This is a genomic window from Pantoea sp. V106_11 (genome assembly GCF_029967885.1).
Taxonomy (GTDB): domain Bacteria; phylum Pseudomonadota; class Gammaproteobacteria; order Enterobacterales; family Enterobacteriaceae; genus Pantoea; species Pantoea ananatis.
In genome coordinates this window covers 182,397-206,194 of record NZ_JASCAK010000024.1, presented here as the reverse complement: position 1 = coordinate 206,194, position 23,798 = coordinate 182,397, and the positions used below count along the sequence as shown (strand labels likewise).

22 protein-coding genes and 1 riboswitch are annotated in these 23,798 nt (G+C 54.6%); of the genes, 10 read left to right on the top strand and 12 right to left on the bottom strand.

All coding sequences use genetic code 11. The features are described from left to right. Positions 1 to 28: 28 nt before the first annotated feature. The gene (locus QLG08_RS08240; protein WP_116198006.1) at positions 29 to 1,270 is read right to left on the bottom strand and encodes an MFS transporter; all 1,242 of its coding nucleotides are present in this window, start codon (positions 1,268 to 1,270) and stop codon (positions 29 to 31) included. 141 nt (positions 1,271 to 1,411) lie between these two features. On the opposite strand from QLG08_RS08240, the gene QLG08_RS08235 reads away from it, so the two are divergent. Continuing rightward, on the top strand, positions 1,412 to 2,365 hold the full coding sequence (locus QLG08_RS08235) for a LysR family transcriptional regulator (protein ID WP_309545640.1): 954 nt from the start codon (positions 1,412 to 1,414) through the stop codon (positions 2,363 to 2,365). 64 nt (positions 2,366 to 2,429) lie between these two features. Here the strand turns inward: QLG08_RS08235 and QLG08_RS08230 are convergent, their stop codons facing one another. The 3 genes from QLG08_RS08230 to QLG08_RS08220 all read right to left on the bottom strand — a co-directional run bounded on the left by QLG08_RS08230 (position 2,430) and on the right by QLG08_RS08220 (position 5,996). After that, complete coding sequence (locus QLG08_RS08230; RefSeq protein WP_013027652.1) at positions 2,430 to 3,761, bottom strand: MFS transporter; 1,332 nt, start codon at positions 3,759 to 3,761, stop codon at positions 2,430 to 2,432. Positions 3,762 to 4,038: 277 nt separating this feature from the next. Beyond that, a complete protein-coding gene (yhjD, locus tag QLG08_RS08225; RefSeq protein ID WP_024472219.1) occupies positions 4,039 to 5,052 on the bottom strand; it encodes an inner membrane protein YhjD in 1,014 nt (337 codons plus the stop codon). A gap of 44 nt (positions 5,053 to 5,096) precedes the next feature. Continuing rightward, complete coding sequence (locus tag QLG08_RS08220) at positions 5,097 to 5,996, bottom strand: LysR family transcriptional regulator (protein ID WP_013027650.1); 900 nt, start codon at positions 5,994 to 5,996, stop codon at positions 5,097 to 5,099. A 115-nt stretch (positions 5,997 to 6,111) separates the two neighbouring features. On the opposite strand from QLG08_RS08220, the gene QLG08_RS08215 reads away from it, so the two are divergent. Beyond that, positions 6,112 to 6,870 (top strand): SDR family oxidoreductase, encoded by a 759-nt coding sequence (locus QLG08_RS08215; RefSeq protein ID WP_014594859.1) that lies wholly within the window; start codon positions 6,112 to 6,114, stop codon positions 6,868 to 6,870. 39 nt (positions 6,871 to 6,909) lie between these two features. Here QLG08_RS08215 and QLG08_RS08210 read toward each other — a convergent pair whose 3' ends face one another. Continuing rightward, positions 6,910 to 7,758, bottom strand: coding sequence for a PhzF family phenazine biosynthesis protein (locus QLG08_RS08210; RefSeq protein WP_029570776.1), 849 nt, complete (start codon positions 7,756 to 7,758; stop codon positions 6,910 to 6,912). Between the two features lie 105 nt (positions 7,759 to 7,863). On the opposite strand from QLG08_RS08210, the gene QLG08_RS08205 reads away from it, so the two are divergent. Further along, on the top strand, positions 7,864 to 8,487 hold the full coding sequence (locus QLG08_RS08205) for a glutathione S-transferase (RefSeq protein ID WP_014604785.1): 624 nt from the start codon (positions 7,864 to 7,866) through the stop codon (positions 8,485 to 8,487). Here QLG08_RS08205 and QLG08_RS08200 read toward each other — a convergent pair. Next, the gene (locus QLG08_RS08200; RefSeq protein ID WP_013027646.1) at positions 8,454 to 9,944 is read right to left on the bottom strand and encodes a PLP-dependent aminotransferase family protein; all 1,491 of its coding nucleotides are present in this window, start codon (positions 9,942 to 9,944) and stop codon (positions 8,454 to 8,456) included. The two genes, QLG08_RS08205 and QLG08_RS08200, sit on opposite strands and share 34 nt — an antisense overlap. 134 nt (positions 9,945 to 10,078) lie before the next feature. Between QLG08_RS08200 and QLG08_RS08195 the strand changes: the two genes are divergently transcribed. After that, on the top strand, positions 10,079 to 10,666 hold the full coding sequence (locus QLG08_RS08195; RefSeq protein WP_019106341.1) for a LysE family translocator: 588 nt from the start codon (positions 10,079 to 10,081) through the stop codon (positions 10,664 to 10,666). 108 nt (positions 10,667 to 10,774) lie between these two features. Here QLG08_RS08195 and mqo read toward each other — a convergent pair whose 3' ends face one another. Together mqo and QLG08_RS08185 are read right to left on the bottom strand one after the other, a co-directional pair. Next, the gene (gene mqo / locus QLG08_RS08190; protein ID WP_014594855.1) at positions 10,775 to 12,388 is read right to left on the bottom strand and encodes a malate dehydrogenase (quinone); all 1,614 of its coding nucleotides are present in this window, start codon (positions 12,386 to 12,388) and stop codon (positions 10,775 to 10,777) included. 622 nt (positions 12,389 to 13,010) lie between these two features. Next, positions 13,011 to 13,253 (bottom strand): DUF1158 family protein, encoded by a 243-nt coding sequence (locus tag QLG08_RS08185; protein ID WP_013027643.1) that lies wholly within the window; start codon positions 13,251 to 13,253, stop codon positions 13,011 to 13,013. 305 nt (positions 13,254 to 13,558) lie between these two features. On the opposite strand from QLG08_RS08185, the gene mntP reads away from it, so the two are divergent. The 4 genes from mntP to QLG08_RS08165 all read left to right on the top strand — a co-directional run bounded on the left by mntP (position 13,559) and on the right by QLG08_RS08165 (position 17,799). After that, positions 13,559 to 14,131: a manganese efflux pump MntP gene (mntP, locus tag QLG08_RS08180; RefSeq protein ID WP_024472222.1), complete on the top strand. Its 573-nt coding sequence runs from the start codon at positions 13,559 to 13,561 to the stop codon at positions 14,129 to 14,131. 453 nt (positions 14,132 to 14,584) lie between these two features. Beyond that, positions 14,585 to 15,421 (top strand): fumarylacetoacetate hydrolase family protein, encoded by an 837-nt coding sequence (locus QLG08_RS08175; RefSeq protein ID WP_014604789.1) that lies wholly within the window; start codon positions 14,585 to 14,587, stop codon positions 15,419 to 15,421. Positions 15,422 to 15,467: 46 nt separating this feature from the next. Next, positions 15,468 to 16,415, top strand: coding sequence for an alpha/beta fold hydrolase (locus QLG08_RS08170; protein WP_013027640.1), 948 nt, complete (start codon positions 15,468 to 15,470; stop codon positions 16,413 to 16,415). Then, positions 16,408 to 17,799, top strand: a complete 1,392-nt coding sequence (locus tag QLG08_RS08165; protein ID WP_015699335.1) for a hypothetical protein — start codon at positions 16,408 to 16,410, stop codon at positions 17,797 to 17,799. Before QLG08_RS08170 ends, QLG08_RS08165 begins: the two co-directional genes overlap by 8 nt. 10 nt (positions 17,800 to 17,809) lie before the next feature. On the opposite strand, the gene QLG08_RS08160 is transcribed toward QLG08_RS08165, so the two are convergent. Both QLG08_RS08160 and QLG08_RS08155 read right to left on the bottom strand, forming a co-directional pair. Further along, positions 17,810 to 19,159 carry an MFS transporter gene (locus QLG08_RS08160; RefSeq protein ID WP_015699336.1) on the bottom strand — a complete coding sequence of 450 codons (1,350 nt, stop codon included), beginning with the start codon at positions 19,157 to 19,159 and terminating at the stop codon, positions 17,810 to 17,812. Between the two features lie 168 nt (positions 19,160 to 19,327). Beyond that, a complete protein-coding gene (locus tag QLG08_RS08155; RefSeq protein WP_015699337.1) occupies positions 19,328 to 20,230 on the bottom strand; it encodes a GntR family transcriptional regulator in 903 nt (300 codons plus the stop codon). A gap of 137 nt (positions 20,231 to 20,367) precedes the next feature. Between QLG08_RS08155 and QLG08_RS08150 the strand changes: the two genes are divergently transcribed. Then, positions 20,368 to 21,396: a zinc-binding alcohol dehydrogenase family protein gene (locus tag QLG08_RS08150; RefSeq protein ID WP_105087924.1), complete on the top strand. Its 1,029-nt coding sequence runs from the start codon at positions 20,368 to 20,370 to the stop codon at positions 21,394 to 21,396. Between the two features lie 33 nt (positions 21,397 to 21,429). Here QLG08_RS08150 and QLG08_RS08145 read toward each other — a convergent pair whose 3' ends face one another. Further along, positions 21,430 to 22,347 (bottom strand): nucleoside hydrolase, encoded by a 918-nt coding sequence (locus tag QLG08_RS08145; RefSeq protein ID WP_019106346.1) that lies wholly within the window; start codon positions 22,345 to 22,347, stop codon positions 21,430 to 21,432. Between the two features lie 244 nt (positions 22,348 to 22,591). Then, positions 22,592 to 22,668, top strand: a riboswitch (Fluoride riboswitch). A 93-nt stretch (positions 22,669 to 22,761) separates the two neighbouring features. Here QLG08_RS08145 and crcB point away from each other — a divergent pair. Then, entirely contained in the window at positions 22,762 to 23,139 is a 378-nt protein-coding gene (crcB, locus tag QLG08_RS08140; protein WP_015699341.1) for a fluoride efflux transporter CrcB, read from the top strand. A 29-nt stretch (positions 23,140 to 23,168) separates the two neighbouring features. Here crcB and QLG08_RS08135 read toward each other — a convergent pair whose 3' ends face one another. After that, positions 23,169 to 23,774 carry a prolyl oligopeptidase family serine peptidase gene (locus QLG08_RS08135; RefSeq protein ID WP_019106348.1) on the bottom strand — a complete coding sequence of 202 codons (606 nt, stop codon included), beginning with the start codon at positions 23,772 to 23,774 and terminating at the stop codon, positions 23,169 to 23,171. Positions 23,775 to 23,798 lie beyond the last annotated feature (24 nt).

Sequence of the window (23,798 nt, the reverse complement as noted above, 5' to 3'; positions counted from 1 at the left end):
GCAGCCATCTGGCTGCGCCCTTTTTCATTTAGCAGGAAGATTCTGCCGCAATCACAGGCGGCAGCAGGCTTTTGTAACCGAAGCGCTGTCGCCCAGCGATAATTAACATCACGCCTGTGCATAACGCTAACAGCAGAATGATGCTGATTATGTTCAGCGGCATAAAATGTGGGGACAGCAGCGATACCAACGCCCCACTGGCGGGTATGGAACACAGATTCATGAGACCGATCAATCCCAGCGTTTTCCCTAAATGCGCCTCGGGAATAATCTGGCTGCGTAACGTACGCAGATAAACGCTGAATGCCCCATCGAACGCCATCAATAACGCATAACCAATCAGATACATAGCGTAATCCATCGATTGTGCCATAACGCCACCCGAAAAGATCATCGCACAAAACGAAAAGGTGCCGAGTGCGGATAAACCAAAACGGTGTGAAAAGCGTGGAATAAAGAAAAACATCACGATACTCACTCCCGCGGCAACGGTTTGAAGCGCGCCAAAGTAATGGTCGGCAAGATGAAATTCTTTAAGGATGACGGCAGCACTGACTACCAGTGCCGAACCGTAAACCAGATTGACAACCCAGGTCAGGGCACACAAATGCAGCAGGATTTTGTTTTCTCTGAGTACCCTTAACGCTGTGCGGTTCGATTGCAGTAAGGTGCGTAACCGAAGTTTATCGGTTACCTGGGGATCGCGAGTTTTCAAAAAAAGAAAGTTGATGGCTGACAGGAAAAACAGCGCGGCGGCAATACTAAGAATACCGCGAATACCGCCCCAGGCCGAGATAGCGACCGCCAGCGCCGGACCAAGTACCATCGTAACCTGATCGATCCCCTGTAACAGGGAATGGGCTTTGGGTAGTGCCTCGGCTGACACATGCCGCGGCAGCAGCGCATCTGCGGCGACAAAGCTCAATACATAAGCGACAGACAGTAAGCTCATCATACCGGCCAGGATGGCAAAGGTAGAGTCTGGAAAAACCGCTAAAAGCATAAAAGCCAAAATCATCAATGCCATACGGGCAATATCGACGTTAAAAAAGATAAAGCGCGGTTTCAGTCGATCGGCCAGAAAACCTGAGAGAGGGAAAAACAGGACGCGGGGAATCCACTCGACCACAAACGCCAGAGAAGAAAGCGTTAGCGAACCGGTGGTTTTCAAAATCGCCAAAGGTACAGCAAACAATAAAAACTGATCGCACAACGCACCGGTGAAGCGAGAAAATATAAAACGCTTTAAACTAAAATCAGACTTGTCCACCGCTGTCGCACTCCCTGATCGCATTCGCGCATACCATTGAACCGTAAGCACACGCTCTTACTTGCTTATATCACTACGGTTTTGTCGCGCAGAGGCGAAGCCGCCGTAATGGCATCGAATAATTGAATATCATACTTTACAGTGCTAGCCTGGCTAGACGTAACAGGCGCAAAAGAGTTGTGCGTGAAGAACATAAATGAATTAACAGACGTTCTCCCGGGGCTGGTGGTCTTTGTTCAGGTAGTCGACAGGGGGAGCTTTTCCTCAGCTGCCAGAGCGCTATCCATGACGCCGTCTTCAGTGAGTCGTATGATAGACAGGTTGGAAAAAAGGCTAAATGTTTTACTCTTTACCCGCTCGACGCGCGCGCTCGCTGTGACCGAGGCCGGACAGGAAATATATCACCAGGCTTTATCAGTTATCGCCGCAACTAAATCCCTGTTTTCTCAGGCAGACAGTTACAGCGATGTCCCTAAGGGGTTACTGCGTATTACTGCGCCGACAACGCTTGGGAAGATTTTACTGACGCCGTTCCTGCCTGGTTTTCTGCGACGCTATGCTGAAATCAATATTGAGCTCAATCTCACTGACCATCTGATTAACCTCACGCATGAGTCGTACGACCTGGCATTGCGCGTCACGGATACGCCACCCATCAATATGGTAGCGCGGGCATTAATGCCTGTTGACTATGTTTTAGTATGTGCAGAGCACTACGATCAAAGGCTGCCTGATATGCCGGGCGACCTCAAACAGCATAATATTTTCTTCCCTGACGACGCACAGTTTCGCGGTGAATGGCGTTTCTGGTTAAACGACACGATGGAGAGCGTTACACTTACGCCCCGGCTGATGATAAATAACAGTGATGCCATGATCGATGCGATATTGCAGGGTGTAGGTATTGCGTTAATCCCCACCTTTATTGCAAATGGTTATTTGCTCAACGGGCAGTTACGCCGCGTGTTACCAGACTGGCGGATTGAAAATACGCTCTCAATGACCACTTACGCCATTACCTTACCCAACCGTCTGTTACCACTAAAAACCCGTGTCTTTATCGACGATTTTATGGCCTGGCTTAAAGCGAAATAGCGTGATCGGAAACGATAAAAAACCCGGCCTGAGCCGGGTTGAGTATCTTTAGCGTTATCGGGTATCACACTTCATACAGCGTTTGATGCCGGGTTTCTTTGCAGGCAATCAGTGCAATCAGCGTCAGGAAAGCCATGGAAGCCAGGTACAATCCGACAGCGTACAAGCCATAGTGCGCGTTCAGCCAGGTCGCAATATAGGGCGCAACCGACGCACCTAAAATCGACGACAGATTATAGGAGAAGGATGCGCCGGTATAACGCACTTCCGTCGGGAACAGCTCAGGCAGTAGCGCACCCATCGGGCCAAACGTCAGCCCCATAATGCTCAAGCCCAGCAGCAGGAACGCCATCACCAGCGCCTGAGAGCCGGAGCCCAGCATGGCCGGAAACAGGAATGAAAAGCCAATAATCATCAGCGTAATGACGATCATGGTTTTACGGCGACCAAAGCGGTCAGCAAGCAGGCCCGCAATCGGCACCATCACGCCAAATCCAATCACCGCCATCATCAGCATCCACAGCATACTGTTACGGGATATACCCAGTCCGGCTGGTGCGGCGGCGGTGCCGTAACTCATTGAGTAAACGGTCATGATGTAAAACAGCGTATAGGTGGCAAGCATGATAAAGGTGCCAAGTATCGTTGCCGTCAGATGTTTGCTCAGGAGCGAGGCAATCGGCACACGTACCTGTTTCTTCTCTTTCTGTACTTTGGCGAATACCGGGCTTTCATGCAGCGATACGCGTACGTACAGACCAATCAAGACAAGTACGGCAGACAGAACAAAAGGGACGCGCCAGCCCCATTGCATAAATTGTTCATCGGTCAGCAGCCAGGAGAGCAGTAGAAAGGTGCCGTTGGCAAAGAAAAAGCCAATCGGTGCGCCCAGCTGCGGGAAGGAGCCGTACAGCGCCCGCTTTTTGGCAGGTGCATTTTCCGTCGCCAGCAGGGCTGCGCCGCCCCACTCACCGCCCAGGCCCAACCCCTGACCAAAACGCGCCAGCGCCAACAGCAGCGGAGCCAGAACGCCAATGCTCTGGTAGCTGGGTAATAAACCGATAACCACGGTCGAGATCCCCATCGTCAGCAGTGAGGCAACCAAGGTGGCTTTACGGCCTACGCGATCGCCAAAGTGACCAAACAGGGCAGAGCCGATGGGACGGGCGATGAACGCAATCGCAAAGGTGGCCAGCGACTGCAACGTCGCGACGGTCGCATCACCCTGAGGAAAGAAGATATGAGGGAAAACGATGACGGCTGCGGTGGCATAAATATAGAAATCGAAGAATTCGATAGCGGTGCCAACCAGCGAGGCGATAACCACTTTACTTCGTGAGTTTACTGGCGTGGGATCGTTTTGCTGATCGAGCGGTTCTGAGATGGAGGCTTGCATAAATGTTTCTTATTTTTAATGACAGATAGGGAATCTTACGCACCTGTATTACGGCATTCAATGGCGGAAAGCCGCGTGGTTAGCGACGTTGCGCCGGCAAAAGTGGAAAATTTTTGTGATGTGTTAAATGCCGGAGAATGGCAGCGTTAAGTGACGCAAATATGGCGAGATACTCTAAGAAAGCGCTGAAGAAAAGTGACCCCTCAGTTATTCATCCTGTAAGTTGATGAATAAATAACCGGAGGGGGATATTTTTCGCTGGTTTAACGCAGTATTGTCATTTGTGAGTGGTTAGCGCGCCTTTTTCCGGCATACGCGGATCGTCTTTGTATTTCGCGGTGGCAATCCATGCGGCGCAAAACAGCGTCAGACGAGCAAAGAAATAAAAGAAGGCCATTAATCCCAATACCGACCCAAATGCGGCACCTGAGGGCGAGGTGGCCAGTTTTGGTAAGGTCAGCGTCATGACAAACTTGATGATTTCGAAACCCACTGCCGCCAGCAGCGTACCGCGCAGCAGCGCCTTCTTACGGGGCTTATGGCGAGGCAAAATCCAGAAAATCCACAGGAACAACAAATAGTTTGCCATTACGGAAATCGAGGTCGCGATAATTGTCAGCGCAGGACGTAACCATTCGATGCCATCCAGACCTAACGCGCTCACGATCATCGCCTGGGCAGAGCCTGCGACAGAGGTTAACGACAGGGTAATAACCAGAGCCAGCATCAATCCTGTCAGCGATAAGAAGTCGCGAATATAGCGTTTCCAGATTTTCTCTTTATCGTCGGGCTGGCGTTCCCAGACGTCACGCGACTGAGCGCGAATCGCTTCCCGCAGGTTGCCCATCCAGTTCAGGCCCGAATATAGCGCCAACAGCAGACCCGTAATCCCCACGGTCGCACGCTGTTGAATGGCCGTGTTGACGGTATTTTTCAAGGTCGTTGCCAGTGAGGGATCGCTGATGCTGCTGACGATTTTGTTGATGATATCGGTCAGCAGATCCTGATTCGATGCCAGCACAAAACCCACGGCGGCAAAGGACACCATTAAAATCGGGATTAATGATAAAAATGAAAAATAGGTAATGGCTGCGCCAAACTGGCTACCGAGACGATCGTTAAACCGGTCAAGCGCACGAATAAAATGGGCAACGGCGGGTATGGCCTGAAACCAGGTGGCAAAACGTGAAACCCGCACGATCGAACGATCGACAGACTTGTTGCCTGTTTTGATATCAATCAGTGGTTTGGGTGACTGTGCGTCTTTTGCGTTGTCCTGTTCGTCTGTCATAGACATTCACTTCCTGTTAAACGTAAAAAACACATTATAGCCTCTCAGGTGACATACTCCTGAAGCACCTGACTTAACCACTCCATAAATACCCGAACGCGACGGGCGACGTTACGGCGATGGGGATAAAGTAAATGAATCGGCATCGGTTTTGCCGGGAAGGCATGCAGCACCTCCACCAACTCACCGCTTTCCAGATATTTGTGAATCCCCACGGTCGGCACCTGGATAATGCCCAGCCCCGCGAGGCAGGCCGCGCGATAGGTTTCGGTGCTGTTGACGGTGACAACGCCGCCGGTGTGCACATAGTGGCACTGCTTGCCATCGAAAAACTCAAAGCCCTGGGCAGGCTGGCCGAGCTGCTGACTGTAATGCACCATGGCATGCTGCGACAGCTCTTCAAGCCGAATCGGCCGGCCAAAACGTGAAAGATAGCCAGGGCTGGCGCAGTTAATTAAGGTGTGGGTGCCGATACGGCGGGCGATGAGGCCCGAATCCTTCAGCTCGCCAACGCGGATCACGCAGTCAAACCCTTCGCGGATAACGTCAACCTGGCGATCGTTGCTGCTGAGCTCGATTTCAACGCCGGGATAATGCTGCAAAAATTCTGGCAGGCGGGGCAGGATCAGATCGGTCGCCATCGCGGCGGACATATCCACCCGTAGCTTACCGCTTAAAGTGGCGGGATCGTGCTGGAACAGGCTATCCATATCACTAATCATCGACAGCAAATCCAGACAGCGGTCGTAATAAACTAAGCCATCCTGGGTAAGTTGCACCCGACGAGTGGTGCGGTGCAAAAGACGCGTTCCCATCTGATTTTCCAGCGCCTGAATTTGTCGCGAGACGCTTCCTTTTGGCAGCCCAAGACTTTCTGCTGCTGCCGTAAAACTGCCCATCTCTGCAACTCTGACGAAAACCTGCATTGCATGAATTTTATCCATATGGCCTGCCGATTGTTGTTGTAAGTGGAACAGTGCTGCTCGTTCTTAAGCGTTTATAGAACAATTATTAAAGAATATCCTCAACCTGTGTTCAATTTTGCAACAGGAAATCAACATGAATCGTAAAATCGTCTTGATCACGGGCGCTAATCGCGGTTTAGGCCGGAATGCAGCGGTAAAACTGGCGGCTAAGGGCCGGGATATCATTCTGACCTACCGCAGTCATCAACATGAAGCGCAGGACGTGGTAAGGGAAATTGAAAGCGCAGGCGGCCGCGCAGTGGCGCTCCAGCTGGATGTCGGCGACCTGAGCCAGTTTGATCGTTTCATGTCTGAAGTGAAAAATGCACTGCAACAGCACTGGCAGCGTGAGACGTTTGATTATTTAGTGAACAATGCCGGCCATGGGCACTATAAACCTTTTATTGAGACCACCGAGGCTGAATTTGATGCGCTGATGAATGTGCATTTCAAGGGGCCTTACTTCCTGACTCAGACGCTATTGCCTGCGATAGCAGACGGCGGGCGCATTCTGAATATCTCCAGCGGATTAACCCGCCTGACGTACCCCGGTTCCGGAACCTATGCCTCAATGAAGGGCGCGATGGAAGTGCTGACGCGCTATCAGGCTAAAGAACTGGGCGAGCGGCGCATTCGCGTTAACATCCTGGCGCCGGGTGCCATTGAGACCGACTTTGGCGGCGGGCGCGTGCGCGATGATAAAACGGTCAATGACACTATCGCCGCATTAACCGCCCTGGGCCGGGTGGGCCTGCCAGACGATATCGGCGATGCCGTTTGCGCCATCCTCAGTGAGGAAACCAGCTGGATCACTGCGCAGCGTATCGAAGCATCGGGTGGTCAGGCGCTGTAATTTTAGGGCGGCTTTGCCGCCCTTGTGCCAGCTTCCGGGTTAGCGCCTGATGGTGCCCTCTATCACCGTCACGGTTTTCCCCCCGATCCAGATCGTATCGCCCTGATATTCCACCGTCACGCGTCCCTGTCGGTTTACCTGAGTACCCTGACGGACGCGATAATCCTGCGTTTTGCCCTGAGCGGCGAAGTAACGTGCCAGACAGGCATTGGCGCTGCCGGTGATCGGATCTTCGGTCAGGCTTCCATGCTCAATTATCAGGCCGCGAACCTCGTACTGTTCCGCTTCTCCTGCGGGCAGTGGGCCGAATGGCATAATGCCAGTGACGTTGGCGTGATGGACAAGCCGCTGTAAATCCGCAATATCAGGCTTAATTGCCAGGACCGCATCGGCACTGATCATCGGGATCAGCAGCCAGCGGATGCCCATATCGACCACCACGGCATCCTGCGCGGTATCGAGCGCATGGGTGTTGAGCGCCGCGCTGATAAGCGCATCATGAAACGGTGTTAAGGTGGCTTTTGGCGCGGCAAAGGCCAGCGTGCTGTCGTCGGCAATTTTTATCTTCACGTTGCCTACGCCGCATTCCTGAATTATTACCCCCGGCGTTTTTGTCTGGAAGCCCGCTTCCAGTAAAGCATGAGCGGTACCGAGCGTCGGATGGCCGGCAAAGGGCAGTTCGCCCTCTACGGTGAAGATACGCACGCGGTAGTCGGCCTGATTATCCTGCGGCGGCAGGACAAAGGTCGTTTCAGATAAGTTAGTCCAGCGTGCGATGGCCGCCATCTGGCTGTCGTCCAGACCTTGTGCATCCATGATGACGGCCAGGGGATTGCCGTTAAACGCGGCCGAAGTAAATACATCTACTTGTTTAAACGCAACGTGCATTTTGACTCCTTGTGAATGAGGTAAAGATGTTTTTTCTTGCTCCGGCAATTGCTTATGTCAGTTAACAGGGCTATGAATAAGTTAAGCAACTGGATGGAGCCTGCTATGTTAAAAATTCTTGGACGCGCCTCCTCAATCAACGTGCGCAAAGTACTTTGGCTGTGTGACGAACTGGACCTGCTCTACGAACGTGAAGAGTGGGGAGAAGGGTACAAATCCACGCACTCTCCTGAATTTATCGCGCTTAATCCTAACGCCATGATCCCGGTGTTGATTGATGAAGACCTGACGATGTGGGAGTCCAACGCCATTCTACGCTATCTGGCCACCGCCTACGGTGGCGACTGGCTCTATCCCGACAATCCGCGTGCGCGTGCGCCGGTGGATCAGTGGATGGACTGGCAGTCGACGGAACTTAACACCTCATGGCGCTATGCGTTTATGTCACTGGTGCGTAATTCGCCCGCCCATCAGGACCCAAGACTGTTGGCCGCCGCCTGTAAAGGCTGGTCCCACACCATGGGCATCCTCAATCAGCAGCTGGAACATACCGGTCGCTACGTTGCCGGGCGTAACTTCAGTCTGGCGGACATCCCTATTGGGCTGGCCGTTAACCGCTGGTTTGAAACGCCGCTTGACCATCCTGATTTACCGGCCGTGCGGACCTACTACGAACGCCTCACTGAACGGCATGGCTATACCATTTGGGGACGTAATGGCACGCCCTGATCCCGGCCCGGCGGCAGGCCAGCGAGTTCGCAGGCAACCGCCCCCGCGCGGATGATGGCGCGAACATAGCGCTGATCAAACGGATAGCAGCATGAGAGGCGCAATGCATGGTTATAGCGCTCGCTCAGCGAATACAGTGCACCTGGCGTGACACAAATCTGCTCTTTCAACAGACGGGTAAACATCTCTGTGGTATTCACATTGCCGGGCAGTTCGACCCAAAAAACGAAGCCGCCGCGCGGTAACGTAGCCCGGGTACCCTGAGGAAAATGCTGCGCAATCAAACCGCGCGCTTCATCCAGATTGCTGGCATAGCTACGGCGCAGGCTGCGCAGATGGTGGTCGTAACCTCCGTTGGCAAGAAATTCTGCCAGCGTTTCAGACAGCAGGGCCGATTCCGCCATGGATGACACGGCTTTAAGGCGTGCAATGGCATCATGAAAGCGGCCGGCTGCAATCCAGCCGATGCGAAAATCGGGCGCAACGGTTTTCGTGAAACTGGTGCAGTAGAGCACCCAGCCATGCTGATCGAATGACTTCACCGTAGGAGACAGCGGCCAGTCAAACTGCAACTCATCGTAAAGCCCGTCCTCAATCAAAGGAACGTTGTAAGTGTTCACTAACTTTGCGAGCCTTTTCTTGTCGGGCAACGACATTCCAAAGCCCAGCGGGTTCTGCGCAGAGGGCATGGCAACCAGCGCCTGAATACGCTTTTCCTGGAGCAGCATCTCAAGTGCATCCAGCGACAGGCCGCGCTGAGGATCGGTAGGAATCTCCAGTGCCTTTAGGCCCAGCGATGCCAGCAGGGGAAACAGGAAGAAATAGGTGGGGGATTCCAGACCGACACAATCACCCGGCCGGGTCACCGCCCTGAGTGCCAGCTGAAGTGCCTCCATGCAGCCATGGGTAAGGGTGATCTCATCGGCGGCGAGCGACTGGCCACTATGCAAGGCACGTCGCGCAATCTCCTCCCGTAAGCGCTCACTACCCGGCGGAAGCGCGTAGCGACCAATAAGTTGTGGATCGCGACGTAGCAGAGAGGCCGTAATGCGCGCCAGTCTGGCTGACGGAAACAGGTCACTGTCCTGCGGACAGGCCAGCGAAATATTGGTGTAATCCGGATGATTTTGTGCGGCGAAAACCTTATCAATCAAGTCCAGCTTCTCGTTGCCTGGATCGCGAACCACCCGGGCAGAGTGCTGGGCATCTCGCGTCACCACCGGCAGCACGCCGCGCACGTAGTAGCCCGATTGCGGGCGCGCCTCAATCAGACCGCGATTCTCCAGCAGCTGCCAGGCATTCAGCACGGTGTTCACGCTGACCTGATGTGACTGAGCAACGCGCCGGATGGCGGGTAAGCGCTTGCCCGGTTTTAGCGTGCCCTTGTGAATGGCCTCGGCAAAGCTGTCGGCCAGTTGCTGATAAAGCCTGTGCTCGGACTGAGTTTCAGGGGACACAATTGCCTCCGCAGGTAACAGGTACAGTTGGAATCAGTTCTGATTGTACCCATCAAAATAGCGATTTCTTGTCTCTGTTACCATAGCTTTTCTGATCGTAGCATGGTGTTCTCTCTTTCATCAGGAACGCCACTATGCTCGATCCTTCCTTCTTTAGTTATGTCACCGTGATGTCGATTACGCCGGGGCCAAATAATCTGTTGCTCGCCACTTCCGGTGTTAACTTTGGTATGCGCCGGACGTTACCGATGGTGTTTGGCATTTTGATTGGCTGTGCGCTACAAACCGTCATTGCGGGGCTGGCGCTGGAAGTCCTGCTGCACTGGATGGCATCTGTGCGTCTGCCGCTGACGCTGGTGGGATGTGGTTATTTGTTATGGCTGTCATGGAAAATATTTCGGGCGAATGCCCCCGAAGCGCGTGCAAAGCCGCAGCCCATGACCCTGGTGGGTGGGGCCTGTTTTCAGGCTATCAATCCAAAAGCCTGGTTAATGGCCAGCAACGTGGCACTGCTCTACAGCGCCAGCAGTGGCGTGCTGACCGTGATGGGGGCTTTTATGTTGCTCAATCTGCCATGCATTTTATTGTGGGCTGCACTGGGTGACCGCCTGCGCGGTCACCTGCAAATCAACTGGAAACGCCAGCTGTTTAACAGCCTTATGGCGCTGTCGTTAGTGGCGACCACGATCTGGATGCTGGTCGATGCCTTCAGGCTTCTCTAGTTCGGTGGGCCTGACGCGGTCGTCAAGGGCGACGTTTCGTTCTGGATTTCCGACATATCATCGCCACGAATGCGCCCGTAGCGATGATGTTTTGCGAGCTGCCGTGGGTTATTTGCCTATGACATAGGCGGTTTCACGGCCTTCATCGTTGGCAGCCACTGGCGTAACCGGCGTGTATTTGAGCTGCAGGATACGGCTGGTTTCTGCCAGTACTTTTTCAGTCAGCGCCACATCGCCATTCAACTTACGACCCCAGGACGGCACCACGGCACGGATTTTATTTTGCCACTCCGGCGACGCCATCTGCTCCGGATAGACCTTATGCAGCAGCTCCAGCATAATCGGCGCGGCGGTCGAGGCACCTGGCGAGGCACCCAGCAGCGCTGAGACAGAGCCGTCTTCGGACGACACCACTTCCGTGCCTAAACGCAGCACTGCGCCTTCTTTCTCATCTTTCTTGATGATTTGCACGCGCTGCCCGGCCGTCACCAGGCGCCAGTCTTCCTGTTTCGCCTGTGGCACATAAGCACGCAGTGCATCCATACGATCGCGGTCACTTTGCAGCACCTGATCCATCAGGTATTTCACCAGATCAAAGCTTTTCAGTCCGACCTTGATCATGGGCATTACGTTGGTGCTGTTGAGTGAGGCAAACATATCCAGCAGCGAGCCCTGCTTCAGGAATTTGGTCGAGAAGGTCGCAAAGGGACCAAACAGCAGCACCTGCTTGCCGTTCAGCACACGCGTATCGACATGGGGCACGGACATCGGTGGCGCGCCCACGCTGGCTTTGCCATAGACTTTCGCCATGTGCTGTTTCACGACGTCTGGATTCTCGGTGACCAGGAAGGAACCGCCAACCGGGAAGCCCGCATAGCCGTTGGCTTCCGGAATGCCGGCTTTCTGCAGCAGCGGCAGCGCCGCACCGCCCGCGCCAATAAAGATCTTTCCAGCCGTCAACGTGCGGCGCGTACCCTCTTTCATGCAGACGAGCGTCACCTGCCAGCGGCCATCATTAAGGCGGGTAATCTCGCGCACTTCCTGATGCATCCGTAAACGGAAGTTGGCTTTTTGCTCCAGTGAAGCAATCAGCTGGCGCGTCACTTCACCGAAATCGACGTCGGTGCCCATGTCTGTCCAGGTTGCTGCCACTTTCTGATTCGACGCACGGCCTTTCATGACCAGCGGAATCCACTGTGCGATTTGTTGCGGATCTTCAGAGTAAGCCATGCCGCGGAACAGCGTGCTTTTCTGTAAGGCAGTAAAGCGCTTGCGCAGGAACGCGACATTATCATCGCCCCAGACAAAGCTCATGTGCGGAGTACTGTGAATAAAGCTTTTCGGCGTATGCAGGTTGCCTTTCTGGACGTGATAAGCCCAGAACTGGCGAGAAATTTGGAATGACTCGTTAATCGCAACGGCTTTGGCGATATCGATACTGCCATCGGCTCGCTGAGGCGTATAGTTCAACTCAGCCAGCGCCGCATGGCCTGTACCCGCGTTGTTCCAGCCATTTGAAGACTCTTCCGCTACGTGCCCCAGCCGCTCCACCATTTCGATGGACCAGTCAGGTTCCAGATCCTGAAGCCAGGTTCCTAACGTAGCACTCATGACGCCTGCGCCAATAAGCAGTACATCAACGTCTTTACGCTCCTGCGCCCTGGTGGTGTCCTTTCCGCTAACACTCATCATGAGCGCAAGATTTACAGCTGATTTGCACATGAGGCGACATCTCCTCTTCTGTTGACCTGAAGCTCAACAGCGTTGCAGGCGAAATAGTCACGCTTCTGATGAGCGCGTTGCGCTATTTCCGGGTTAAGACTCAGGTATGGGTTAAAGCGACGATAACGAGTTAACTCAACGTTATGCTTTGTTGCCCAAATATAACATTCTCGTATCGGATTTAAACATTTGTTTATTTTTTAAATGCAGAAATGATTCAGCATAAGAAATAATCATAATGCCTGGCTGGGTATAAGGGGGATTTTTCTTTTAACTCAGTGAGTTAAGTTAAAATGGATGTTGCGAGATTGCCTCTTTATGGTGCAGGGTGAAAATGTCACCCAAGGGAAGGAATAATTTAAACTTATGAAAAATGGCGTTTATTTAATTTTATTCTTTGAGGTGAATTTTTAATCGTTGGTGTATCTGGCCCATTTGTGTAAAACAAATGTTACATTTTTGTGGCCTCAGGAGTGGCCCCATGCAGGATGCCAGCACGGTTGCGACGCCTCAGGAAATACGCGTGACAGCGTAATTTTAAGATTTTCTTCAGAACAGAAAACCGGCCAGGGCCAACCGCCCGGCAGCCCTGTATCCAGGCCGTTTTTGCAGGACAGCGTTGTCACACCTTGAACCAGCGACGCCAGACAAAGCGGATAACAAAAAACTCCAGCGCGCCCAGCACCAGGAACCACAGGCAGAACACCAGGGTGTACAGCTGGCTCAGATCCTGTAAATGAAACAGCTGCTGCAAATGCTGCGCCACCGTCAGGCTAAAAGCCGGTGCGGGTAGCAGCAGGGCAGACAGAAAGCCCAGCAGTAAAATGCCACCGGGAAGGATTAAGGACTCGAAAGGGTTATTCATGAGCAGTGTTCTCTGTTTATCAGCCGGACATTTTCCGGTATTCCGTGCAGAGGTTCAATCATGCTCTGCCGCTACCTGTCATTCCCAGAGGAAAGCTGTCGAGAAAAGGCTTAAATGACATTAACTTAGCGGCATTCATAGCGACTGTTATGAGTTATAGCCTTTGCTATACTTAAATCCCTGATTTTATTGTCTTTTTATATCGATTATCGCGTGATAGACTGCGCGCACTTTTTAAATAACCGAGCAAATTGTGTGATGGATTTAGCATGAAGCCGTGCTTTTTCATCCCAAGTGAACGAATCATGACCTTTATTGCCACGCTTATTCTTGCTTTTGGAATGTCAATGGACGCGTTTGCCGCCGCACTGGGCAAAGGTGCAACCTTGCATCGTCCTGGCCTGAAGGAAGCCGTGCGGACCGGTCTGATTTTCGGTTGTATCGAAGCCCTGACGCCGCTTATCGGTTGGGCGCTGGGCCTGGCAGCCAGCCAGTACGTAGCGGCATGGGATCACTGGATTGCCTTTTTCCTGCTGGCCTTTCTTGGCGCGCGTATGATGATGGAAGGCTTCCGCAAAACAGCCACAGAGCCTTGTGAAGCACCGCAGAGTCACGGCTTCATGGTACTGGCTACCACGGCGGTCGCAACCAGTCTTGATGCCCTGGCCGTCGGGGTTGGACTGGCGTTCCTGCAGGTAAATATCGTGACCACGGCCCTGACTATCGGTGCTGCAACCACCGTAATGGCCACCACCGGCGTGCTGATTGGGCGTTTTATCGGACCGGTGTTGGGCAAATGGGCTGAAGTGCTGGGCGGCCTGGTCCTGATTGCTATTGGGTCAACCATTCTTGCAGAGCACCTGGCCCTGTTTCAGTAACGCAGTTAAAAGTGAATTTTGTGATCTGGTTCAAAATTTATTGATGCTTTAAACAGCAGGCGCTATACTTTTGCTGTAGATATTCAACAAATTTTTAACCGGATGATGTATGAAACGTTTTTTTAAGTACGTGTTCCACGCTTATGTCGAAACCTTTAAACACGTACCGCCAGGCGCGCTGAACTAAGCGCCCACCGAATACCCTCGATAGTCGCGGTCAGGGATTGACCGGTGATTATCACCTCGTTATCTCGCCCCCCTTTTGATTGTCCCCTGTCATAACGACAACCTTATCTGCGTGACCTTCCTGACATCCTCCTGTTGACACAACGTGATACATCTGGACATCCGATGTGCCAAACGAGGTACGATTTTCATCGCTGTTTTTGCTACTCTGCGCGCCAATTTCTTGTAAAACATGCGGTTATAACCCGTAATCATCATGAGGCGGTCATGCAGCTATGCAGTTTTTACCTTCCTGAACAGGGGAAGAAAAGCTTTGGTATCGTTAAGGCTCAAGGCGTAGTGGATGTCGGTATGCGCCTGGGAAAAGCCTGCCCGGATTTAAAAACCTTCCTGACGCGCTCGTCACTGGCCGACCTGACTGCTTTTGAGGCGATGCCCGCCGATCATGTTTGGTCAACTGTACAGTTTCTGCCCGTCATCGAGCAGCCTGGTAAAGTGTTTTGCGTGGGCATGAACTATGCCGATAAACGCCAGGAATTCGCCGCCACGCTGGATGCCCCCACGTTATTTGTACGCTTTGCTGACTCCCTGGTCGGCCATGAGCAACCGTTGCAAAAACCCACCACCACCCAGGAGTTTGATTACGAGGGGGAACTGGCGGTGATCATCGGCCAGCCTGCGCATCAGGTTAAGGCGGAAGAGGCGCTGAGCGCGGTGGCAGGATACAGCTGCTTTATGGATGCGACGGTGCGCGACATGCAGTTTACCTGGTTTACCGCAGGGAAAAACTGGCCGCAAACCGGAGGCTTCGGGCCCTGGATGACTACCGCCGACGAGATCCCTGATCCGCAGCAGTTGACCATTAAAACGGTGCTGAACGGTCAGGAAGTACAAAACGATACCACCGGCAGCATGGTGCATCCGGTAGCCAACATTATTGAATACGTTTCCGCCTTTAGCCCGCTGTCGCCAGGCGATGTGATTATCACGGGTTCACCGGGCGGCGTGGGTAAAAAACGCACGCCGCCGCTGTTCATGTTCAGTGGCGATGTGGTTGAGGTTGAGATCGAAAAAATCGGCCGCCTGCGCCATACCATTGCCTGACCCAATGCATTAACCGCCTGCCTCTGCCATTCCCGTCCTACACTCAATGGATACCCAGGAACAGGAGCAGCTGATGAGGCGTACCATCCAGTGTAGAAAGCGGCAGGGCATGGCGCTTGCCGCCGGGATCGGCTTAGGTGTCGCGGCGGTCATGTGGGGCACGAAACGCTGGCAGCAAATGAAGCAAACGCCGCCGGTTTCACCACGCAGTCATCACGCGGGATTGGCGGGTTATTATCAACAGATCGGTGACTGGCGCATGTTTACCCGCGTCACGCCTGAGGAACCTCAGGGGTTGCCCGTGGTGCTGATTCACGGCCTGGTAATGTCGGGGCGGTCGATGGAATCACTGGCATTGGCGCTGGGACGGGATTATCACGTTCTGGTGCCCGACCTGCCAGGCTTTGGCGGTAGTGCGTTGCCCGCATCCGCACCGGTTCTTTCGGTGAAAGCGCTGGCCGATATCCTGTGGCAATGGTTACAGCATAACGGATTTCAGCGGGCGATCTGGGTTGGGAGCGCTTTTGGCTGCCAGGTGCTGGCGGCTCTGGCGGATAAATACCCCGAAGCGGTGGCAGGCCTGGTATTACAGGGGCCCACCGCCGATCGCCACGCGCGCAGCGTGGTTCGTCAGATATGGCGAGGCTGGCGTAACAGCCGAATGGAAGCGCATCGATCGCCCGACTCGCTGGCCCGAATTGACTGGGCGAAAGCCGGTTTGCCGCGAGCCTTTGGCACCCTGCGCGCCATGCTGAACGATCCTATCGAACACCACCTGACCTATCTCACCGCGCCAACCCTCTTGCTGAGAGGCTCGCGCGATCCGGTTTGCCCGGCGCGCTGGCTGGATGAGCTGGCGGGGCTGCTGCCGCACAGTGAAAAAATCACCCTGCGCGGCGGCACGCACCGGCTGCACTATGTCTATCCGTGGAGTTTCTGCCACGCCATCCGACCTTTTTTGGCGCGTATTCAGCAGGAGAGCCAGCATGAGTAAACCTCCCAAGGGCATTGCCCGGTTTGATTCAGCCGCCACGATGCTGCTGGCCTTAGCGAATGCGCTGCACGATCGGCCTTTTGCCAGTCCAGGCCAGTCGCCCATGTTAGACCGCTTACTGCCTTCACTTGATCGGTTACCGACCCGGCTGCGTGAGTGGGGCTATGCGGTCAGTGGCCTGGCCGAGGGCATCAGTCACAAACAGGCCAGTGAACTGGACGTCGAAGGCATCGCCGAATGGATGGTCAGTACCTATCCGCAGCGCGATTATCCGGCTGCGTTTGTCGGTGCCACTAACGGTGCCATGGTGCATCTGGCCGCGGCGATGGGAACGCCGTGGCTACCGCAAACGTTTTTGTGCCCGGTGCGGGTACAGCAGAGCGATCCGGATGACGCCCAGTCCGAATTTGAAAACGGCAAGGCCGTGGCAGCAGCGTTGCTGGCGACCTGGCCTAAGCTTGCCGTGCACCACATGCAGGATCCGAGTCAGGATCGCCTCCTGCTGGAAAAAATGCACTATTTCCGCCTGAAGCTGCGCGACATGCCGCTGGCCTTCAATGAGTTTCTGCTGGGAGGATTACCGGCGGGATCAACACTGTTCATTAATCACTGTACGCGACAGTGGCCGGTAACGCGCACCAGTGACCGCTCTTTCTTTCAGTTTGGCGCCCCCGGCGGCGCAACCGAAAAGGAGTATTTGCAGGGCGGGCCGAGAGTGGCGGAATATCTGGCGCGGGCAGGCGTGGATCGGGCGCGTTGGGAACCGCCTGCTATCACCGACCACGTCCCTGAAGCCGAATGGGGGCTGGATGGCTACCTGATTTCGCCACTGAAAAAGCTGGCAGAAGCCCAGCGCTGGCGGCTGATGGAGATTCGCTACGACCATCCCGAAGCGCTGAGTTTCGTGGTCGCTGAAATTTATCGCGACTGGTATCTGGCGGCGGGCATATTGCCTGCCCGGCTGACGGTAGACAGCTTTTTACTTATGGATCCCTGGTGCAGCATGCAGCAGCACGCAATTCCGTTCTGGCTGATGTTTCCATCCGTGCCGTCGGCTGATGCGCTACAGCGCTTTCTTGAAAAGCAGCCGCCTTTCAACCATATCGATATGATGCTGTATTCGCACGGCACCGACAGCATTGGCCTGGCGGACGTCGATCGCTGGAAACAGCTGTTGGCCTTCGCCAGGGAAGAGGGCGCATTAGTCGGGGTAGATGAAACGCGCTTCCCCCACGATTTTGCCACCTTTTCCCGGTTCGATTCGGCGCTCCGGGAGCGCGCCCCGCTACTGCCTGCGCCGCCGCCGCTCAGTATTGATAAAGCGATTGCGGGCATTCAGCGTTATGGTGCGCGCCATGGCGTGACCCTCCACCCGCTGACCTGAATCGGGGATATCAGGCGCCGTCCGTGATGGGTTTGCGCACCAGCAGCAGGTACGCCAGGGCGCCAACCAGGGTGACGCAGGCGCAAATCATCAGCGCCAGGCTGAATGATTTGGTGGTATCCAGCACCCATCCGGTCACGACCGGCGCAAACGAGGCAAAGATAAAGCTGGCGAAGTTTTGAATGCTGCCCACGGACGCCGTCATACGCGCGGTGACGTTGGCATGAATCAAACCCCAACAGGAAGTACCGGCAAAGTGGATGCAAAACAGCGCCATCCCAATCAGCGTCACGGCGCTGGTGGTGTCGGTCGCGCGCGTCACGATAGCGGTAAACCCGGCAGACAGAATCATACCGCTGACAATGCAGACTTTACGGGTTTTTACCGCATCCCAGCCGCGCCTGACCAGCGCATCAACCACATAGCCATTTAACAGCATGCCTGCGGCACCGAACAGGAAGGGAATGGCCGCCAGTAATCCCGTGCTTTTCAGGTCGAGATGATAGGTGGATTGCAGATAGCCCGGCAGCCAGGCGATATACAGCCAGGCGGTATAGTTGATGCCGCTGAAGCCAATCATCATGCCCCACATGGTGCGTTGTTTAAACAGCCCACGCCATTCTTGAAAGCTGATCGGCTCTTTACGCGATGCCACGCTGCCTGCCTGCAGGTAGTGGATCTCTTCAGCGCTTAGCTGTTTGTTATCGCGATCGCGGTAAACCAGGTACCAGCCGATGGCAAGAAACACACCCAGAATCCCGATGGTGACAAACATGCCGCGCCAGCCCAGAACCAGCATCATGGCCGCCAGGATCGGCGGCGCGATGGATAAGCCAATCATCGAGGCGGCGTTAAACATCCCCATCGGCATACCGCGATCTTTAATGTTAAACCAGTCGTTGATGACCTTGACCCCGCACGGATTCATGGGGGCTTCACCAATGCCGAGCCCAATACGCACCAGGACAAACTGCGTAAAGTTATGCACCAGTCCGGACGCGGCCTGGAACAGGGACCAGATAAACATTCCCAGGCCCAGCATAATGCGCGGTCCTTTACGGTCCAGCAGCGCACCGGCGGGCAACTGCGCCAGCCCATAGGCCAGCGAAAACGCAGACAACAGCACGCCGATCTCGGTGGCGCTCAGCCCCATTTCATCACGAATGGTCATGTTGGCCACAGACAGCGAACTGCGATCCAGGTAGTTAATGACGGCAGCAAACAGCAGCAGCAGCATGGCGGTAATCTGGACTTTACGAATGCGCGGCGAGCGCACGATATCACTGCGCCACGGCACAAACGCCTCATCGGGCGAAGTGTCGGACGGGTTCGCGTGATCAACAACCGATCTGTGTTCCATGGCAATCTCCCCGGGCAGGCGATTCATCATTATTGTGAGTATTACGGTCGCCCGGCGGTACAAGGCCGTCGGGGCGTTGCGCTGAGAGTAGGGGGAATGAACAGGATATGTTGTAAAGTTGTTTCAAAATCGTGCGGGAGCTAATGCTTTGTGGTTTTTAATCGGGTTTTAATTGTACTGATTAATGCTCCGTACCATAGAGCGCTTGGCGGTAGCCAGGTGGTTATGCAATGCGCACAGCGCATCCACATCCCGGCGGCCAATCAGGGCGGACAGAATCGCCATATGCTCTTCCAGCGCGACGATATTGCGCTGCTTAAGATCGCTTTCATCCCACTGATAATGCGAATGAAAAATCACTGAAATAATCTCCAGCGACTGATTAAAAAAGGGGTTGTTGGCGGCAGACAGGATCAGCCAGTGCAGCTCTTTATCGAGGGCAGCAAAATGGCGATAGTTGCTGGCGATCGTTTCGCGCATCGATCGGTGGCGATCCAGTAGATCTCTGGCCTGGATCCAGCGTTCATCCTCTCTGGGCAAATTTAGAAAGCGGGTAAGCGCATGAGTTTCCAGCATCTCGCGCAGCTCAAATAACTTTTCGGCGTACTCCTGTGAAAACTTTTTCATCTGCCAGTGGCCGCGTTTAACCGGTTCCAGCAGGTTATAACGCATAAAATGCAGCAGGAATTCCCGTACCGCTACCGGGCTGACGTTGGCCTGTTTTGCCAGTTGCAGTTCGCTGAACGTGTCACCGGGCTGCAGCAGTCGCTGATTAATCATATCAAAAAAGCGTTTTTCCACCTGGCTGGCCTGCAGCTCAATGGCTGGCGTGACGGCGCTGAGGCTGTCTTGCTCTTCAGGCTCGCGCACGATGACCCAGCTCTCTTTTACGTTCTCCAGCACGCCGCGTTGGTGCAGATAACGCAGAGCATGCCGCACCGTAGTGCGGCTGATATTAAACATTTCAGCCAGGGCGGCCTGTGGCGGCAGGGGCGACTGAATATGACCCTGGGCAATGCTTTCCAGCATATGGTTGATCACGTTATGACGTAAATTCTGACTACGGCTCATGAGCGGCTCCGGTTTTTTATGCATTAAAAACCATTGAAGGCCCAAAAAAACCGTCACGCTTCACAGAACGCGCAAAGGAAATGCCTTGTCACGGCAAGATTAGCCATAACTGCGCTAACGATAACGGGAGTCTTACCATGACAACAATGAAAGCATTAGTCATCGCCGAACCACGCAATATGGTCTGGACCACGCGCGCAACGCCTCAACCCGCGCCAGGGGAGGTGCTGATTAAAATTGTCAGCGCGGGCATCTGCGGCACGGATATCCATGCCTGGGCGGGAAACCAACCTTTTTTTAGCTATCCACGGGTACTCGGGCATGAACTCTGCGCAGACATTGTTGAAACAGGCAGCGCCGTGGAGGGGTTTGCCGTTGGCCAGCGCGTGGCGCTGATCCCCTATCTCTCCTGTTATCAGTGCGATGCCTGCCAAAGCGGTAAAACCAACTGTTGTGAACATATCTCAGTTATTGGCGTACATCAGGATGGCGGCTTTTGTGACTATCTGAGCGTGCCTGCGTCAAACCTGTTGGCCGTGGACGCGCTGGCACCTGAGGCGGCGGCGCTGATTGAACCCTTTGCGATTAGCGCCCATGCGGTAAGGCGTGCGGCAGTGGCACAGGGCGATGCCGTGCTGGTGGTGGGCGCTGGCCCTATTGGGCTGGGGGCGGCGGCCATCGCGGCGGCCAATGGCGCGCAGGTCATCGTGGCGGACACCAGTGAATACCGCCGCCAGCACGTCAGTCAACAGCTGGGTCTTCCCGCGCTTAACCCGGCTGACGCCGATTTCATCGCCAAGCTGCGCGCTGGATTTAACGGTCAGCTGGCGTTAACCCTGATCGATGCCACGGGCAACCCGGCGGCCATGAACGCGGCGGTTAACCTGATTCGGCATGGCGGTACGGTGGTTTATGTAGGCCTGCACAAAGGCGACCTGGTCATCCCCGACAGTGAATTCCACAAAAAAGAGAGTACGTTGATGGGCAGCCGGAACGCTACGCGCGAAGATTTTGACCGGGTGCGTGAACTCATGGCCGCCGGGAAACTGCGAGCAGAAATGATGCTGAACCGCCATTTCGCCTTCTCTACGCTGGCAGAGCACTTTGAGGAAGCGGTTATCAACAATCGTGAGTTGATTAAAGGCGTTATCGATTTTGATCGCTAACGGTGGATGACAGGAGCCGTCTCGCCGCCAGGCTTATCGGCTGAGCAACTGAAAAAAGTGTTTCCGCACGGCCTCCGCATCAACCCCCAGTGCGATGCGCTGTCGAGGCAGATTGCGGAAGGGATCATGCCGGGACGCCAGGGCACTCAACTGACGCACCGTCTGGCCGCAGGCAATGCCTTCCGTAATGACACGAAGCGGGCTTTCCACCAGCGTGAACGCGTCAGGCAAACACAGCCAGGATATCGTCAGCGTGTCATGCAGCGCCATACCAGAAAAGCCTTCCTTCTCAAGGCTGTATGCCAGATAGGGGCGGCAGATCGCATGCAGGACGGGTTGATGAAGTCGATCGACCTCATCGCTGTGGATCAAGACGTTATGCGTGACATCGAGCGGGATCACCACGATCGGCAAGGTGGAAGAGAGAACCTGATCGGCGGCGTGAGGATCTTTCCAGATATTAAATTCGCTGAAGGGCGTGACATTCCCGCTGTGCCCATCCGTGCCAAATGCGCCGCCCATTATGACCAGCTCTTTCACCAGCGGAATAATATCCGGCGCCTGATTGATTGCGCTGGCGATATTGGTCAGCGGACCTATCGCGACAAGCGTGATTTCACCCGGACGGGCCCGCACGCTGTCGATAATAAACTGAACGGCACCGGGTGCCTCATCGCTGAAGGGATTATCAAACGCGTCCCCTAAACCATCTTCGCCATGCAGTCGGGCAGGCGCGCTCGGCGCCTGGGCTAATGGACGTGAACAGCCCCGGTATACCGGCACCTCAATCGCCATTTTGTGGCAAAACAGCCGGGCGTTTTTCACGGCCTGTCCCACGGCAACGTTGCCAAACACCGTAGTAATGCCCAGCAAATGTTGGGTGCGGGCGGCATAAGCCAGAGCAAAGGCATCGTCTACGCCGATATCAGTATCTAAAATGACAGTTCGCACAGGCCGCTCCAGAACAGGCTCATCCCTTCGCTATGCGTGAAGGGCATTAAACGGCCCTTTAAGGCCGCTGGCAGGTCACCATTTAAGCGGAAAACGGCTCAAGAGGAAACCTGAATTGTGTGGCCCAAAACCGTCTGCTTTGCGGCAGCCTGAGCGGGGGCATCTGTCCAGACGGCGTCGGTTGGCATTGCTGATTTCCCCGCTCAACTGTGGTTGCCAGTCAGAAAAAGGCGTCGTATTATGGCGCGCATAAGGTGATGGCGTTCCACCTTTCCCAACCGCCTGCAGGCGTAACCTGCGGCTGATGACGCCTGACATTATCCTTAATCCTTTCGCGGGAGCTGGAGTGTCAGGTGCATGCATTTTTTCTGGCCCTCCACCCTCTTCTGCGCAAATCCTGAAATGGAGTCTGTGATGTTAAAACCGCTATTGGCTGTGATTTTGGGCGGCAGTGTGGGCTGTGTACTGCGTTGGTGGTTCGGTATGCGTTTTAATGCGTTTTTCCCCAATCTGCCACCGGGGACTTTGCTGGTGAATTTGATTGGCGGATTCGTGATTGGCGGTGCAATGGCCTGGTTTATCAAAAATCCCTCACTCGATCCCGCCTGGCGGTTACTCATCATTACGGGCTTATGCGGCGGGCTCACCACGTTTTCCACGTTTACAGCAGAGTTAATGACCTTATTGCAGACCGGCAAATACCTGTGGGCGATGAGCAGTGCGCTGGTGCATGTCATTGGCTCGTTACTGATGAGTTTTGCCGGTTTCGCGCTCATTAACCTGTTGGGCTAGCCTGAGGGCCAAACCGGCATGTCTGCGGTTTAGTCCTGCAAGCACTGAGCAATAAACCCGGCGGCGTGCATCGCGCCCTGACCCGAAATCGTGTGACCGGTCTGCGGCTCAAATACCGCTTCGACCAGGACGCCAGCCGCCTTCAGGCGAGTGGCCGCCGACTCGCTTTCACTGGCCGGTATGACCGTATCAGCACGACCATGAATTATCAGGGCTGGCGTGTGAGGTGCTGGCGTCAGCGGGCCGTCAAAGGCCAGGCGTCCGGAAAACGCCACCACGCCCGCGAGCGGATAACGCCCGGAAGCCAGCAGATCCAGCGCCATAATTGAGCCCTGCGAAAAGCCCACCAGAATGACGTTTTCCCAGCGATCTGCCATTCCGTGCTGCGCCATCAGATGACGAATAACGCGGTCAAAGGCCTCGCGGGCTTCACGCACCCGACCCGGGCGATTTTCCGGCGTAATCCCGGCCAGGCTAAACCACTGATAGCCCGCGCCATGCTCAAAGGCGTAAGGCGCATCCGGTGAGGCAAAGGCCACATCCGGGAGCAGGGTTGCCCAGTCGTCGCCAATGGGGGCCAGATCGTCGCCGTTACTGCCCACGCCGTGTAGGAAGATCACCAATGCTTTTGCCATGTCCGTTCCTTCGCTGTTTTGTCA

What these genes read in the sequence shown, in the direction of transcription:
- QLG08_RS08185 (WP_013027643.1), bottom strand. Translation starts at nt 13,253, where the DNA reads ATGAATAACCCTTTCGAGTCCTTAATCCTTCCCGGTGGCATTTTACTG.
- QLG08_RS08135 (WP_019106348.1), bottom strand. Translation starts at nt 23,774, where the DNA reads ATGGCAAAAGCATTGGTGATCTTCCTACACGGCGTGGGCAGTAACGGC.
- QLG08_RS08165 (WP_015699335.1), top strand. Translation starts at nt 16,408, where the DNA reads ATGAGTAAACCTCCCAAGGGCATTGCCCGGTTTGATTCAGCCGCCACG.
- QLG08_RS08195 (WP_019106341.1), top strand. Translation starts at nt 10,079, where the DNA reads ATGCTCGATCCTTCCTTCTTTAGTTATGTCACCGTGATGTCGATTACG.
- mqo (WP_014594855.1), bottom strand. Translation starts at nt 12,388, where the DNA reads ATGTGCAAATCAGCTGTAAATCTTGCGCTCATGATGAGTGTTAGCGGA.
- yhjD (WP_024472219.1), bottom strand. Translation starts at nt 5,052, where the DNA reads ATGACAGACGAACAGGACAACGCAAAAGACGCACAGTCACCCAAACCA.
- QLG08_RS08160 (WP_015699336.1), bottom strand. Translation starts at nt 19,159, where the DNA reads ATGGAACACAGATCGGTTGTTGATCACGCGAACCCGTCCGACACTTCG.
- QLG08_RS08230 (WP_013027652.1), bottom strand. Translation starts at nt 3,761, where the DNA reads ATGCAAGCCTCCATCTCAGAACCGCTCGATCAGCAAAACGATCCCACG.
- QLG08_RS08170 (WP_013027640.1), top strand. Translation starts at nt 15,468, where the DNA reads ATGGATACCCAGGAACAGGAGCAGCTGATGAGGCGTACCATCCAGTGT.
- QLG08_RS08150 (WP_105087924.1), top strand. Translation starts at nt 20,368, where the DNA reads ATGACAACAATGAAAGCATTAGTCATCGCCGAACCACGCAATATGGTC.
- QLG08_RS08220 (WP_013027650.1), bottom strand. Translation starts at nt 5,996, where the DNA reads ATGGATAAAATTCATGCAATGCAGGTTTTCGTCAGAGTTGCAGAGATG.
- mntP (WP_024472222.1), top strand. Translation starts at nt 13,559, where the DNA reads ATGACCTTTATTGCCACGCTTATTCTTGCTTTTGGAATGTCAATGGAC.
- QLG08_RS08205 (WP_014604785.1), top strand. Translation starts at nt 7,864, where the DNA reads ATGTTAAAAATTCTTGGACGCGCCTCCTCAATCAACGTGCGCAAAGTA.
- QLG08_RS08215 (WP_014594859.1), top strand. Translation starts at nt 6,112, where the DNA reads ATGAATCGTAAAATCGTCTTGATCACGGGCGCTAATCGCGGTTTAGGC.
- QLG08_RS08210 (WP_029570776.1), bottom strand. Translation starts at nt 7,758, where the DNA reads ATGCACGTTGCGTTTAAACAAGTAGATGTATTTACTTCGGCCGCGTTT.
- crcB (WP_015699341.1), top strand. Translation starts at nt 22,762, where the DNA reads ATGTTAAAACCGCTATTGGCTGTGATTTTGGGCGGCAGTGTGGGCTGT.
- QLG08_RS08155 (WP_015699337.1), bottom strand. Translation starts at nt 20,230, where the DNA reads ATGAGCCGTAGTCAGAATTTACGTCATAACGTGATCAACCATATGCTG.
- QLG08_RS08175 (WP_014604789.1), top strand. Translation starts at nt 14,585, where the DNA reads ATGCAGCTATGCAGTTTTTACCTTCCTGAACAGGGGAAGAAAAGCTTT.